The organism is Alcaligenes sp. YSL9 (assembly GCF_030515105.1).
GTDB lineage: Bacteria > Pseudomonadota > Gammaproteobacteria > Burkholderiales > Burkholderiaceae_B > Alcaligenes > Alcaligenes phenolicus.
Genome location: NZ_JALXJU010000003.1, coordinates 547,091 through 560,387 on the forward strand (window position 1 = coordinate 547,091; position 13,297 = coordinate 560,387).

Genomic DNA, 13,297 nt, shown 5'->3' on the forward strand with positions numbered 1-13,297 from the left:
ATCTTGGCATCAGCTTAGCAGTAACTGTTCACTATCCTTGCTCTGGTACAAACCCAGCAGCAGCTTGCGTATGGGCGCAGGTAAAGCGGTCTGCTCCAGTGCTTCATGATCCTGCCATTGCTGGCCTGCCACTGGCTCAGCCAGTACAGATTCATCGACTTGCAGTAACCAAGGGGTGATGTGTAGCTTGAAGTGCGAGAACACATGCTGGAAAGAGGCCAGCGCGATAGCCTCCTTGTTAGACCAATGCAGTGCCGCCGTTTGCAGGCTGATGGCATCGTCAAACTGGGGCAGGGTGAGCAGACCACCCCAAATTCCCTTGTCAGGACGTTGTTCCAGCAAAACCTGGCCATTCAGTTCCAGAATCAGCACATGTGCATAGCGCTCATCCTGACGAATGCGTTCTTTGGGGCTGGGTAGCTCGGACTGTGCCTGATGCGTGTGGGCGTAGCAGTCGCTTTGCAGTGGACAGAGACTACAGGTGGGCTTGCTGCGGGTACAGCATTGCGAGCCCAGGTCCATCAGCCCTTGAGTGTAGGCCGCCATATCCAGGCTGGCGGGGGCAAGTTCCACGACCTCATCTGCCTTGGCCCACAAGGTGTTTTCCACGGCCTTTTTCTGCGTGGGCCCATAGATCCCGAAGTAGCGTGTGAACACGCGTTTCACGTTGCCGTCCATGATGGGGCTGCGTTCGCCAAAACAGAAGGCGGCGATGGCACAGGCGGTAGAGCGGCCAATGCCGGGTAAGGTCGCCAGATCTGTGGCATTAGCCGGAAAACGGCCGCCCCATGTCTCCATGACCTCGCGGGCACAGCGGTGCAAGTTACGGGCGCGGGCGTAGTAGCCCAACCCGGCCCAATAGGGCATGACTTCATCTTGCTCGGCCTCGGCCAAATCCTTGACGGTGGGGAAGCGTTCCAGAAAACGCTCGTAATAACCCAGTACGGTAGCGACCTGGGTTTGCTGCAACATGATTTCGGAAAGCCAGACGCGGTAAGGATCTTGCGTGTTCTGCCAAGGGAGGTGGTGGCGGCCGGAGGTTTTTTGCCAGGCCACCACTTTTTCGGCCAGATCTTGGGGACAGGGTTCAGGAAGTGACATCAATATTGGGTACTACGGGTAACAGACCAGCGTGCTGCCAGGGCGCCCAAAATGGCGACCAAAATAGCCGCTGTCAGCAACAGAGAAAATTCCGGCAGCCGGAGCGTCAACTGGACGCCATAGCTTTGGGCCAGACTGGATAAAGCTTTGTTCAGCGGGGTCAGTGCCAGCAAGGCCAGACCGCATGCCAGAGCGCTGGCCGTCAGGCCAGTTAGCGCGCCCATATACAGGAAGGGGCGGCGTACAAAGGCTTCGGTGGCGCCGACCAGACGGGCCACGGCAATTTCTTCACGCTGGTTCAGGGCTTGCAGACGGACGGTATTGAACACAGTGGCAATCACGACTACGCCCACGCCTGCCATCAGAATCCATAAGCCAATACGGATGAAGCTCAGAATTGCGGCCAGACGCTGCACCCATTCACTATCCAGCAGTACGCTATCCACGCCTTCGCGGCCTTGCAGGGTCTTGGCCAGGGTGTCAGCACGCGTTACCAGATCCGGTGTTTCATGCAGGGTCAGCACAATGGCGTGTGGCAAGGGGTTGCTGGGCAAGGCGCCCAAGGCATCTGTCCAGCTGGGGTTGCTTTGCAGTTGTTTGAGCGCCTGCTCCTTGCTGACCAGCCTGATCTGGGCCAGTTCAGTTTGAAACTCTTTGCCCACGGCCTGACTGAAGGCTTGCGCCTGTTCCAGCGTGCTGTTCTGCTTCATGAACACGGTCATTTCGGGCGAGGTCGGAATCTCGCGCACGACAGGTTGAGCGGCCAGCAAGATACTGGCTCCCAGAACGGGCACAGCCAGGGTCAAGGCGATGACCAGCAGGTTGGACAGGGAGGAGAAGGGTTGCACTTTCAGGCGGCGCAGGGCCACCAGAAAGGCGTATTGATGATGACGCAGCCAGGTTCTCATGCCAGCACTCCTGGGTGATCGGAAAAACGGCCGTCCTGAATCAGCAGGGTTCGACGTGCATAGCGTGCCATCAAATTCAGATCGTGCGAAGCAATCAAGGTGGTGACACCCACCCGGTTAAAGTCCATCAATACATCCATGATGCGTTTGGCGTTATCAGCGTCCAAATTGGCAGTGGGTTCGTCGGCAATCAAAATAGCCGGGCGATTCACAATAGCGCGGGCAATCGCCAGCCGTTGTTGTTCACCCCCCGACATTTCCACCGGCTTTAAATCTTCTTTGCCACGCAGGCCCACTTTTTCCATGGCGGCGCGGGCACGTGCCTGTGCCGTGCTGGGCTCCAGACCCATGACGGCCAGGGGCAGGAGTACATTGGCCAGGGCGCTGCGATCTTGCAGCAAGTGCGTATCTTGTAGAACCACACCCACCGCGCGTCGCAGATAGGGACGGGCGCGGGCCGGCAGCTTGTCCAGCCTGTGCCCATTGACCTGGACCGAGCCACGGCTAGGCAGCTCCAGGCCCCCGATCAGACGCAATAAAGTGGATTTACCTGCTCCCGAGGGGCCGGACACAAAAATGAATTCGCCGTCATCAATGCGAAAATTAATGTCGGCTAGAATATTTTTACTGCGGCCATACGATTTAAAAACGTGTTGGAACTCGATCATCGCGACGCACAATTAAAGAGGAATCTGCTTGAAAAGCCCCTATGGAATGACCGCCGGGGCTCGCATGAAAATGTCGGCGTAGGTAAAAGTATTAGTCAGATTGTTAGAGGGAAACCCCCGATTTGTGTTTGGACAGTCTGGCTCTACGATTGGACACCACAGCTTAGCTGCAATTGTAATCTGCATCCATTTACCAAAAGTAAACAGGAGGTGATATTCCATGACCTTAGTGAAAACCATTGCATGTAGTGTTGCGTTGATGGCCCTGGCCGCTAATGCACAGGCAGGTGAAACCCTGGACTCGGTGAAGAAGAAAGGCTTTGTTCAGTGCGGTGTCTCAACCGGTATTGCAGGATTCTCGCTGGCAGACAGTAAGGGTGTCTGGTCCGGCATTGACGTGGACATGTGCAGTGCGATCGCCGCTGCTGTTTTTGGGGATGCCAAAAAATACAAGGTTACGCCTTTGACCACTCAGCAGCGCTTTACCGCCCTGCAATCGGGTGAAGTCGATGTGCTGACCCGTAATACCACCGCGACGATCTCTCGCGATACGACCTTGGGTTTGGTCAGCACTGGCATTAACTACTATGACAGCCAGGGCGTGATGGTGAAAAAATCCCTGGGCGTGAAAAGCGCTAAAGAGCTGGATGGGGCCGCTGTGTGCGTACAGCCCGGCACCACGACCGAGCTGAACCTGGCGGACTGGTTCCGTGGTCAGGGTATCAAGTTCAACCCTGTGGTGATCAACAACCCTGAAGAAGCCATGCGCTCCTTTACCTCCGGTCGTTGCGACGGCTTTACCAGCGATAAATCCCAGTTGGCAGCCATGCGTGCCGCCCAGGCTACGCCGGATGAGTTCGACATCCTGCCCGAGGATTTTTCCAAAGAGCCGCTGGGCCCATTCGTGCGTCAGGGCGACGAGGACTGGTTCACCCTGGTGCGCTGGACTCTGAACGCCATGCTGGAGGCCGAAGAATATGGCATTACCAGCGCGAACGTGGATGAAAAGACCAAGAGCGATAACCCGAACATTCAGCGCATTCTGGGCGTGTCCGGCGAGCTGGGCAAAGGTCTGAAGCTGGATAACAAGTGGGCCTACAACATAATTAAACAGGTCGGCAACTACGGCGAAAGCTTCGAGCGCAATCTGGGTAAATCGACCGCCTTGAAGCTGGAGCGCGGTTTGAATGCGCAATGGCGTGACGGTGGTGTGATGTACGGCTGGCCAGTGCGTTAAGATTTCGGTCTTCGCTGTTTGTTCTTGCGTCTGGCTTCGGCCAGACGCGCGCCACCTCGCAGGGCTACGCGTAGTGCTGCATCCATGGGTTTTACGCTATGGCACAAAATACACCTGCCGCGCCAGCCCCCCCTAAACGGCGCCTGTCCTGGAATGATCCGTTCACACGCGGCATTATTTACCAGGTGCTGATTTTGGGTGTGCTTGGCTTTTGTGTGTGGTATCTGGTCTCCAATACCTTGCACAACCTGGCTGTTCGCAATATTTCTACAGGCTTTGATTTCCTGAATCGAGAGGCTGGCTTTGCCATTGGCGAGTCGGCGCTGGCTTATAAGCCCTCGGATACGTATGGGCGGGCCATTCTGGTCGGTCTGGTCAATACGCTGAAAGTGGCGGTGATCGGCATTATTGCTGCCACCGTGTTTGGCACCTTGCTGGGCATTGCACGCTTGTCCAAGAACTGGCTGGTCTCCCGGCTGGCGGGCTTGTACGTGGAAGTGATGCGTAACGTGCCTTTGCTGCTGCAACTGTTCTTCTGGTACGCCCTGATTACCGAGACCTTGCCCGGACCGCGGCAGGCTTTGAATCCGCTGGGCGGCGTATTTTTATCGAATCGTGGTTTGAAGCTGCCCACCCTGCAGGGCGATGGCATGGACTGGATCTTCATGGGTCTGGGCCTGGCGGTGGTGCTGTGGGTCTTGATGGCGCACTGGGCGCGTCGTCGTCTGGAAAAAACGGGCCGTCCTTTCCCCACCATTCGCTTTGGCATTTTGCTGCTGGTTCTGATGCCGGTTCTGGCCTTGCTGATCAGCCCCGAACCCTTGGCGCTGGATGTGCCCCGTCTGCAAGGTTTCAACTTTGTCGGGGGCGTGACCTTATCGCCTGAGTTTGCCGCCTTGCTGGCCGGTTTGATTACCTATACCTCGGCCTTTGTGGCGGAAGTGGTGCGTTCCGGTATTCAGGCCGTGGGCAAAGGACAATGGGAAGCGGCGCAGGCACTGGGTCTGTCCCGTGGCCGCATGATGCGTCTGGTGGTTCTGCCCCAGGCTCTGCGCGTGATTGTGCCTCCCATGACCAGCCAGTACCTGAACCTGACTAAAAACAGTTCCTTGGCCGTGGCCATTGGCTACCCCGATATTGTGTCTGTGGTGAACACCACCTTGAACCAGACAGGGCAGGCGATTGAAGGCATTTTGATCATCATGGCGGCTTACCTGACGGTCAGCTTGTCGATTTCGATCTTCATGAACTGGTACAACAACCGAATTGCTTTGGTGGAGCGCTAAATGAGTCATACGCCTACATCCACCCTAAGCGGGCCACCGCCACTGCAGCGGGGCACCCTGGGTTGGCTGCGCCAGAACCTGTTTTCCTCTCCCTTGAACGCCATTTTGACGGTGTTGTCGGCCTGGCTGCTTTTGATGACTGTGCCAGCCATGATCGATTGGCTGTTCATCAAGGCCAATTTCGATGCGCAAACCGCGCAGGATTGTCGGGCCAGTGCGGGTGCGTGCTGGGCTTTCATTCGTGAAAAGCACCGTCTGATCCTGTTTGGCATCTATCCCTATGACGAGCAATGGCGACCCTTGTTGGCCTCCATCCTGCTGACCTTGCTGATCGTGTGCAGCTGCGTGCGCTGGTTCTGGAAACCCTGGCTGCCTGTGATGTGGCTGGTTGGCCTGACCGTTGTGGGTATTTTGATGTGGGGCGGTGTGCTGGGCCTGAGCTATGTGGAAAACAGCCTGTGGGGCGGTTTGCCGCTGACCTTGATTCTGGCTACCTTCGGCATCGCGTTCGCCTTTCCTTTGGGCTTGTTGCTGGCCTTGGGACGTACCTCGCGCTTGCCGGCCGTCAAGGCAGTGTGCGTGGTTTACATCGAACTGATTCGTGGCGTGCCGCTGATCAGCTTGCTGTTCATGTCCTCGGTAATGCTGCCTTTGTTCATGCCCGAGGGCTTTAACATCGACAAGCTGCTGCGTGCTCAGATCGCCATCATTTTGTTTGCGGCGGCGTACATCGCGGAAACCGTGCGGGGCGGCTTGCAGGCCATTCCCAAGGGACAGTATGAAGGCGCGGCTTCGCTGGGCTTGAGCTACTGGCGCACCATGCGTCAGATCATCTTGCCGCAGGCGCTCAAGATCGTGATCCCGCCACTGGTAGGCATTTTCATTTCCCTGTTCAAGGACACCTCCCTGGTCGTGATTATCGGTATTTTCGATTTGACCCAGGCGGCCAAAGTGGCCCTGGCCGATGCGGCCTGGCGCGGCTTTAGCCGGGAAGCCTATCTGTTCATCGCACTGATTTATTTTGTGTTCTGCTACTCCATCTCTCGCTACAGTCGTTCGCTGGAGCGACGTTTGCAAACGGGTTATGAACGCTGACACAGGTAGCAAAGCCTTGGTTAAGACCTATTGCTTTGCTGGCCAGACAAGGAGTTTTGCATGGCAGACGCCATTATTCAGCTAAAGAACGTCAATAAATGGTACGGGCAGTTCCATGTGCTGCGCGATATCAATCTGGATGTGGCCCCCGGCGAGCGCATCGTTATTTGTGGGCCTTCGGGTTCGGGCAAGTCCACCCTGATCCGCTGCATCAATCGCCTGGAAGAGCATCAGAAAGGGCAGATCATTGTGTCCGGTGAAGAGCTCACCAACGATGTGCGTCAGGTCGAGGCTATTCGGCGAGACGTGGGCATGGTGTTTCAGCACTTCAATCTGTTTCCTCACCTGACCGTGATGGAAAACCTGACTTTGGGGCCGATGTGGGTTCGTCGCAAGACCAAGGCCCAGGCTCAGGAGCTGGCCATGAAGTATCTGGAGCGTGTACGTATTCCAGAGCAGGCCAACAAGTATCCCGGACAGCTCTCTGGCGGACAGCAACAGCGGGTGGCCATTGCGCGTTCCTTGTGCATGGAGCCTAAAATCATGCTGTTTGACGAGCCTACCTCGGCGCTGGACCCGGAAATGGTCAAGGAAGTGCTGGAAGTGATGGTCGAGCTGGCCCATACCGGCATGACGATGTTGTGCGTGACCCACGAGATGGGTTTTGCGCGTAAAGTGGCTGATCGGGTCATTTTTATGGATCAGGGCGAAATCATCGAGCAAAATACGCCTGATGAGTTCTTTGACTCGCCACGCAGTGAAAGAACGCGTGAGTTCTTAAGCCAGATCATTCATTAAGGATCAGTGGCTGCTCTGTATGGGCTGCCTTGTGCAGCCCATATGCATTTTTATTTCAAGGAAAAAAAGTGATGTTTCGAGTCTGTAAGTGGCTGCTGGCTGTCTCTGGTGTTGCGGCTGTCATGGCCGCCCCGGCTGTAATGGCGGAGGATGCTTATCCTTCCAAACCTATCCAGTTCGTGGTGCCTTATCCACCGGGTGGCCCTTTGGACAGCATGGCTCGCTTGCTGGCTGAACGCGTCAAAGGCGACCTGGGCACGGTTGTGGTGGAGAACAAGTCGGGTGCGGGTGGCAATATCGGTGCCAGCATTGTGGCCAAGGCCGCTCCGGACGGCTATACCCTGATGATGGGGGCGGTGGCGATCAACTCCATCAACCCCTGGCTGTACAAGACCGTGCCTTTTGACCCGGTCGAGAGCTTTGCGCCTATCGCCCTGGTTGCCTCGGTGCCTAACATCCTGATCGTGAACAAAGAGTTTGCCGAACAAAACAAGATTGCTTCGGTGCAGGATCTGATCAGCTACGCCAAAGAGCATCCCGGTCAAATGAACTTTGCTTCGGGCGGTAATGGCAGTGCGGGTCATCTGGCCGGTGAGGTCCTGAACACCCGTGCCGAGATCAATTCCGTGCATGTGCCTTACGCCGGTGCCAACCCTGCCAAAACGGCCTTGCTGGCAGGCCAAGTGCATTTCATGTTCGACAACCTGGCTTCGGCAGCGCCGTTGATCAAGGCAGATACCGTCAAGGCCCTGGCTGTGACGACTCTGGAGCGTTCCAGCTTCCTGCCTGATGTTCCCACCATGGAGCAGGCTGGCGTGAAGCCTTTTGATCTGGGCACCTGGTTTGGAGTGTTTGCTACGGGCGGTACACCACAGCCTGTGCTGGACAAGCTGCATGCCGCTTACTCCAAGGCTTTGATGGACCCGGCCGTGCGTGAAGCACTGGCTACCATGGGCTCGGATGTGCAGCCTGGTACCATGGCTGAATTCAGCGAGCTTGTCAGCAATGATCTGAAGAAGTACAAAGAAGTCGTTGCCGACTCGGGTGCCGAGTTGTTCTAAGCTTTCAAGTACTTAGCCCCCAGGCAATCAGTGACTGCAGTTTGTGTGGTCGCTGGCAAGATCAAGAATTGTTAAAGAAGGCAGTGAAGTCTGTTTTGAAGTACCTGCTTGCGGTGCCTCTTGCTAGTATTGGAGGCATTCAGGCGGTCCTGGTACTTAATTTGAGATTACGGAGCCAATAATGACAATTTCCATTCGTTCTGCAAAATTAGCAGCATGTGCTGGTGCTCTTTCCCTTTTGGCCGCTTGCGGCACGATGGACAATATGAGCACAGGTGGTCGTACCGCAGTGGGTGCGGGTGGCGGCGCTGCTGTGGGGGCTGGTCTTGGGGCTTTGATTGGTGATAGCAGCAAGGCCGCCATGATTGGTGCAGGTATCGGTGCACTGGCTGGTGGTATTGCAGCGTACAACTGGTCTGGCATTAAAAAGGATGTTCAGCAGTCTGGCGCAACTGGCCTGGGTGTGGATGTGACCGAAATGCCCGATGGCAGCTTGCGGGTCAATATTCCTAGCAGTGTGTCGTTTGATACCGGCCATTATCAGTTAAAGCCTGCTTTGCTGCCTGTTCTGGATAGTGTGGCTCGCGCCATGAATCAGCATCCAGAGCTGCGTGCCAAGGCTGTCGGTCATACCGATAGCACCGGGTCGGCACAGACCAATCAAACTTTGTCGGTTAACCGCGCAAGCGCTGTGACGAATTACCTGACGCAGCAAGGTGTGGGACAAGGTCGTTTGATGGTAGAAGGCCGTGGCCCGAACGCTCCTATTGGGGATAATGCGACGGCTGAAGGCCGTGCCATGAACCGCCGCGTGGAGTTGTATTTGTACGCTCCGCAGAAGTAAGTCTCTGCTTGCCGCCTTAAGGTGTGCTGACAAAAGGCCCGGTTTTTTAACCGGGCTTTTTTTTGTTTGATCGGGGAGTGAGGGCATGGTTTGAGGGCAGCATGTTCTGTCAGTTGTCAGTTGTCAGTTGTCAGTTATTAGTTGTGAACTGCTGATTGGTGGTTATCTGTTGTCGTTGATGGCATTAACGTTACTTGAGAGGGGCAGGGCTGATTATTGAGTAGAACGCAGTGATGAGCACGCCCTTGGGGGCGGTGGGCACCCGGAGGGGCTTGAGCACTTGCCGGTGCTGCGCACCGGTCCCCTTGTCGAGGGCATCATCCGGGCGCACTCTGAACTCGCGGGGTGGTTCGTCCCCCGGACGAACCACAAGCGTCCCGCTCAAACAGCAGAGTGCTTGCACCCCGGATCATGCCCCCGCCTGCGGCAAGTACTCTGAATCGCCCCTCCGGGTCCCCACCGCCCCCAAGGGCTCATACCGTGGCTATTCAAGCAATCATGTATTGAGGGTCTGGGTCTGGGTCTGGGTCTGGGTCTGAGATTTGGGATTTCGGATCTTGGGTCTGAGGTTTGACGTCTGAGGAGAGAGGTCGGAGGTGAAAGGTCTCAGGTGATAGGTGATAGGTCAGAGGTCAGAGATTCGACGCAGACCAGGAAAGTGCCACACGCCATTCAAGGATGCAGTTTGAACCGTCCAGAAAAAACGATTGTGAGCCAGTTGAGCCTAGCTTCAGGGTGTCCGGGCGGTTCAGAGGGTTTGCCGCGGTCGGGAGATAGCGTAGGGGTGCAAGCATCCTGCTGTTTGAGCCGGACGCTTGTACTTGGTCCGGGGGACCAAGTACCCGGCGAGTTCAGGATGCGCCCGTAGCTATCTCCTGACAAGGGCACCGGTGCGCAGCACCGGCAAACCCTCAGCCCGGACACCCTGAAGCTAGGCTTAACTGGCGTCTTCAGCAACGATCTCTTCTGACTGTTAAACCTCGCTTTCCAATAAATGAAATGACGAAGCCCCCAAAAAGAAAAAGCCCCAGGCAGAAATAATCCACCCAGGGCTTCAACCTATCAAGGCCTGATCAAACAAAGATCATGTTCACACCAGGCCCGCATTCAACACAGCATCAAGCCTCCTGATACAGCTTGCTGCCCTGTTGAACAAACTGCACTGACATTTCCTTCATCCCCTGATCCACAGCGGACTGTTCATCCAGACCGTTAGCCTTGGCATAGTCCCGTACATCCTGTGAAATCTTCATGCTGCAGAACTTGGGGCCACACATGGAGCAGAAGTGCGCCACTTTCATCGCGTCTTTCGGCAAAGTCTCGTCGTGGAACTCACGCGCTGTATCCGGGTCCAGACCCAGATTGAATTGATCATCCCAGCGGAATTCAAAGCGCGCCTTGGACAAGGCATTGTCCCGGAAGGCCGCCGAAGGATGCCCCTTGGCCAAGTCCGCGGCATGTGCTGCGATCTTGTAAGTGATGATGCCGTCCTTCACGTCCTTCTTGTTCGGCAAGCCCAGATGCTCCTTGGGCGTCACATAGCACAGCATCGCCGTACCTTGCCAGGCAATCATCGCTGCACCCAAACCGGAAGTGATGTGATCGTAGCCCGGCGCAATGTCCGTTGCCAAAGGCCCCAAGGTGTAGAAGGGGGCCTCATGACAGTGCTCCAGCTGCAACTGCATGTTCTCTGGAATCAAATGCAAAGGCACATGACCAGGACCTTCAATCATGACTTGAACATCATGCTTCCACGCTACCTGGGTCAACTCGCCCAGGGTACGCAGTTCCGCGAATTGTGCCTGATCATTAGCGTCATAGCCCGAGCCGGGGCGCAAGCCATCGCCTAGCGAGAAAGCCACGTCGTACTGCTTCATGATCTCGCAGATGTCCTCGAAATGCTCGTACAGGAAGCTTTCGCGGTGTTGCGCCAGACACCACTTTGCCATGATGGAACCACCGCGCGAAACAATGCCTGTCATGCGGCTGGCCGTCATGGGAATAAAGGGCAAGCGCACACCGGCATGAATGGTGAAATAGTCCACGCCTTGCTCGGCCTGCTCAATCAAGGTGTCGCGGAAAATATCCCAAGTCAGATCTTCGGCAATGCCGCCGACCTTTTCCAGGGCCTGGTAAATAGGCACCGTACCGACAGGAACCGGCGAGTTGCGAATAATCCATTCGCGCGTCTCATGGATATTCTTGCCCGTGGACAAATCCATGATGGTGTCCGCACCCCAGCGAATCGCCCAGGTCATTTTTTCGACCTCTTCGCCAATGGTGGAGCCCAGGGCGGAGTTACCGATATTGGCGTTGATCTTCACCAGGAAATTGCGGCCAATAATCATGGGCTCGGTTTCCGGGTGGTTGATATTGGCGGGCAAAATGGCTCGGCCACGCGCAATCTCATCACGAACAAACTCGGGGGTGACCGTGGTGGGCAAGCTGGCACCGAAACCTTGACCAGGGTGTACCTTGGTCAGGCGACGAGCCATCTCTTCACCTTGCGGACCGCTGGCGCGCAAGCTTTCAATGTATTGCTCGCGTCGCAGATTTTCCCGAATCGCCACAAACTCCATTTCGGGAGTGATGATGCCGCGCCGTGCGTAATGCATTTGCGTGACATTGGCTCCCGAAATGCTGCGTCGAGGCTGACGCTTCAACTCGAAGCGTAACGTGTCCAGTTCCGGGTCGGCCTGGCGGGCTTGACCGTACTGGCTATTGAGTCCTGCCATCAACTCGGTGTCCTTGCGCTCGCTGATCCAGGCTTGGCGTAGCGGGGGCAGGCCTTTGCGAATATCGATCTGCACCGAGGGGTCTGTGTAGGGACCGCTGGTGTCATAAACGCTTAAGGGAGGATTCGGCTCGGCGCCGAAGTGGCTGGGCGTATCAGCCAGGGAGATTTCCCGAAAAGGCACACGCAGATCAGGCCGTGAGCCGGTTTGATAGATCTTTCGGGAGTTGGGTAAGGGCTGGATCGCAGCCGGGTCTACGCTGGCCGCTGTGGCCGTAAAAGAAGGGGTTTTGCTTGTCATTGCAGCTCCAAAGAAATGGTGGAGCCGATATAGGAAGAAGTGCCGTGCAGGCATTGCACCTGTGGCACACGCTCCCAGCATCGGCATTATCCGTACTGGTACGAGGGTTTATCTCAACCCGCCAAATGGCGAGTACCCCTGCGTGCTGACAAGTATAGGTATCTTGGAGCTGCTTGTGGACGTATAAGGCTTATTTTCTTTTCATACCGTTGAGCAGATGACGGATGGTTTGATCCAGATGGTCACGCTCTTTGGGTGGCAAAGCCACAATCTCGTCCACGGAAAAGCGGTTGAAGGGCCAGGTCACAATCGGTGGGCCTTCGCCGGAGTCTTGCAAGGTGGTGGCATGGGCTGCACTCAGCTCCATATTGCCCAGCCCGTTTTTCAGCCATTGAGCACTGATATTCAGGGCTTTGGCCAGATCCAGAATTTCGCGCGCGTCACGCCGCGTACCACTCTCGTAATTGGAGATGGCGCTTTGACTGAGGTTGCACAGACGAGCCAGCTCGGCTTGAGAAAAGCCGCGTTGCAGGCGGGCGTGGCGGAGGCGATCAGAGAAGTGTTTCACAGTACAGATTGTTCATGGAACGCCCTGCACGATGGTTTTGAGTAAAAATGTCGTATGTGATAAAAATGTCTGGCTTAACCGGCTGAATGAAACGAAGAGAAGCTTAAGATGGGGGCAGCACCAGATTTGTCGGGTTCAAGCCTGTGCTTAAAGCTTGAATGTCAGGGGTGTTTAACAAGGCAGGCGGTATAGGTGGGTAGAACGTACGGTGCCTAGCGTTTTTTCATGCCGTCCAGTAAATGACGCAAAGTGCGATCGAGCAAATCACGTTCGCCATCTGCCAAAGCAACCACTTCATCGACGGAAAACAGACGGAAAGGCCAGGTAACAATGGGAGGACCATCCAGGGGTTCGGACAATGTGTAGCTGTCCTGCGTGAACTCCATCGTGCCGATACCCTTGCGCAACCACAAAGCGCTGACATTCAAGGCTCTGCTCAACTCCAGAATTTCACGTGCATCCCGACGAGTGCCATTTTCATAATTGGAGATGGCGCTCTGGGTCAATCCGCATAGACGTGCCAAATCTGCCTGAGAAAGACCGCGATGTTGACGTGCGTGGCGAAGGCGTTCGGAGAAATGTTTCACACAACAGATTGTTGATGTAAAGCCAAACACGATGGTTTTAATTAAAAATCACAGTCGTGATTTATACTGTCCGGCATAGTCATCAGATGTCATTATAGTTAAGGTATCA

General features: G+C 55.7%; 12 protein-coding genes and 1 riboswitch. Of the genes, 6 read left to right on the forward strand and 6 right to left on the reverse strand.

The window, feature by feature from the left end; all coding sequences use genetic code 11:
• Window positions 1-9: 9 nt before the first annotated feature.
• Genes mutY through M2Q46_RS15120 form a run of 3 tightly spaced genes read right to left on the reverse strand, consistent with a single transcriptional unit; the run spans window position 10 to window position 2,677 of the window.
• On the reverse strand, window positions 10-1,101 hold the full coding sequence (mutY, locus tag M2Q46_RS15110; RefSeq protein WP_060186653.1) for an A/G-specific adenine glycosylase: 1,092 nt from the start codon (window positions 1,099-1,101) through the stop codon (window positions 10-12).
• Window positions 1,101-2,009: an ABC transporter permease gene (locus M2Q46_RS15115; protein ID WP_060186654.1), complete on the reverse strand. Its 909-nt coding sequence runs from the start codon at window positions 2,007-2,009 to the stop codon at window positions 1,101-1,103. The genes mutY and M2Q46_RS15115 overlap by 1 nt, the downstream gene beginning before the upstream one ends.
• A complete protein-coding gene (locus M2Q46_RS15120) occupies window positions 2,006-2,677 on the reverse strand; it encodes a cell division ATP-binding protein FtsE (protein ID WP_009460544.1) in 672 nt (223 codons plus the stop codon). The genes M2Q46_RS15115 and M2Q46_RS15120 overlap by 4 nt, the downstream gene beginning before the upstream one ends.
• A gap of 220 nt (window positions 2,678-2,897) precedes the next feature.
• On the opposite strand from M2Q46_RS15120, the gene M2Q46_RS15125 reads away from it, so the two are divergent.
• The 6 genes from M2Q46_RS15125 to M2Q46_RS15150 all read left to right on the forward strand — a co-directional run bounded on the left by M2Q46_RS15125 (window position 2,898) and on the right by M2Q46_RS15150 (window position 8,998).
• Window positions 2,898-3,914 carry an amino acid ABC transporter substrate-binding protein gene (locus M2Q46_RS15125; protein ID WP_035270417.1) on the forward strand — a complete coding sequence of 339 codons (1,017 nt, stop codon included), beginning with the start codon at window positions 2,898-2,900 and terminating at the stop codon, window positions 3,912-3,914.
• 98 nt (window positions 3,915-4,012) lie between these two features.
• Window positions 4,013-5,200: an amino acid ABC transporter permease gene (locus tag M2Q46_RS15130; RefSeq protein WP_022983606.1), complete on the forward strand. Its 1,188-nt coding sequence runs from the start codon at window positions 4,013-4,015 to the stop codon at window positions 5,198-5,200.
• Entirely contained in the window at window positions 5,201-6,295 is a 1,095-nt protein-coding gene (locus tag M2Q46_RS15135) for an amino acid ABC transporter permease (RefSeq protein ID WP_254002283.1), read from the forward strand.
• A 60-nt stretch (window positions 6,296-6,355) separates the two neighbouring features.
• Window positions 6,356-7,093: an amino acid ABC transporter ATP-binding protein gene (locus M2Q46_RS15140; protein WP_060186656.1), complete on the forward strand. Its 738-nt coding sequence runs from the start codon at window positions 6,356-6,358 to the stop codon at window positions 7,091-7,093.
• A 71-nt stretch (window positions 7,094-7,164) separates the two neighbouring features.
• On the forward strand, window positions 7,165-8,154 hold the full coding sequence (locus M2Q46_RS15145) for a tripartite tricarboxylate transporter substrate binding protein (protein WP_026484425.1): 990 nt from the start codon (window positions 7,165-7,167) through the stop codon (window positions 8,152-8,154).
• 265 nt (window positions 8,155-8,419) lie between these two features.
• Complete coding sequence (locus M2Q46_RS15150) at window positions 8,420-8,998, forward strand: OmpA family protein (protein ID WP_088453170.1); 579 nt, start codon at window positions 8,420-8,422, stop codon at window positions 8,996-8,998.
• Window positions 8,999-10,116: 1,118 nt separating this feature from the next.
• Here M2Q46_RS15150 and thiC read toward each other — a convergent pair.
• The 3 genes from thiC to M2Q46_RS15165 all read right to left on the reverse strand — a co-directional run bounded on the left by thiC (window position 10,117) and on the right by M2Q46_RS15165 (window position 13,188).
• Window positions 10,117-12,033 carry a phosphomethylpyrimidine synthase ThiC gene (gene thiC, locus M2Q46_RS15155; RefSeq protein WP_302357587.1) on the reverse strand — a complete coding sequence of 639 codons (1,917 nt, stop codon included), beginning with the start codon at window positions 12,031-12,033 and terminating at the stop codon, window positions 10,117-10,119.
• 55 nt (window positions 12,034-12,088) lie between these two features.
• Window positions 12,089-12,183: riboswitch (TPP riboswitch) on the reverse strand.
• 40 nt (window positions 12,184-12,223) lie between these two features.
• On the reverse strand, window positions 12,224-12,601 hold the full coding sequence (locus tag M2Q46_RS15160) for a helix-turn-helix domain-containing protein (protein WP_022983604.1): 378 nt from the start codon (window positions 12,599-12,601) through the stop codon (window positions 12,224-12,226).
• Window positions 12,602-12,813: 212 nt separating this feature from the next.
• The gene (locus tag M2Q46_RS15165) at window positions 12,814-13,188 is read right to left on the reverse strand and encodes a helix-turn-helix domain-containing protein (protein ID WP_022983603.1); all 375 of its coding nucleotides are present in this window, start codon (window positions 13,186-13,188) and stop codon (window positions 12,814-12,816) included.
• Between the last annotated feature and the right edge of the window lie 109 nt (window positions 13,189-13,297).

Excerpts from the sequence above, each read along its gene's own strand:
- mutY (WP_060186653.1), bottom strand. The coding sequence starts at position 1,101 with ATGTCACTTCCTGAACCCTGTCCCCAAGATCTGGCCGAAAAAGTGGTG.
- M2Q46_RS15115 (WP_060186654.1), bottom strand. The coding sequence starts at position 2,009 with ATGAGAACCTGGCTGCGTCATCATCAATACGCCTTTCTGGTGGCCCTG.
- M2Q46_RS15120 (WP_009460544.1), bottom strand. The coding sequence starts at position 2,677 with ATGATCGAGTTCCAACACGTTTTTAAATCGTATGGCCGCAGTAAAAAT.
- M2Q46_RS15125 (WP_035270417.1), top strand. The coding sequence starts at position 2,898 with ATGACCTTAGTGAAAACCATTGCATGTAGTGTTGCGTTGATGGCCCTG.
- M2Q46_RS15130 (WP_022983606.1), top strand. The coding sequence starts at position 4,013 with ATGGCACAAAATACACCTGCCGCGCCAGCCCCCCCTAAACGGCGCCTG.
- M2Q46_RS15135 (WP_254002283.1), top strand. The coding sequence starts at position 5,201 with ATGAGTCATACGCCTACATCCACCCTAAGCGGGCCACCGCCACTGCAG.
- M2Q46_RS15140 (WP_060186656.1), top strand. The coding sequence starts at position 6,356 with ATGGCAGACGCCATTATTCAGCTAAAGAACGTCAATAAATGGTACGGG.
- M2Q46_RS15145 (WP_026484425.1), top strand. The coding sequence starts at position 7,165 with ATGTTTCGAGTCTGTAAGTGGCTGCTGGCTGTCTCTGGTGTTGCGGCT.
- M2Q46_RS15150 (WP_088453170.1), top strand. The coding sequence starts at position 8,420 with ATGAGCACAGGTGGTCGTACCGCAGTGGGTGCGGGTGGCGGCGCTGCT.
- thiC (WP_302357587.1), bottom strand. The coding sequence starts at position 12,033 with ATGACAAGCAAAACCCCTTCTTTTACGGCCACAGCGGCCAGCGTAGAC.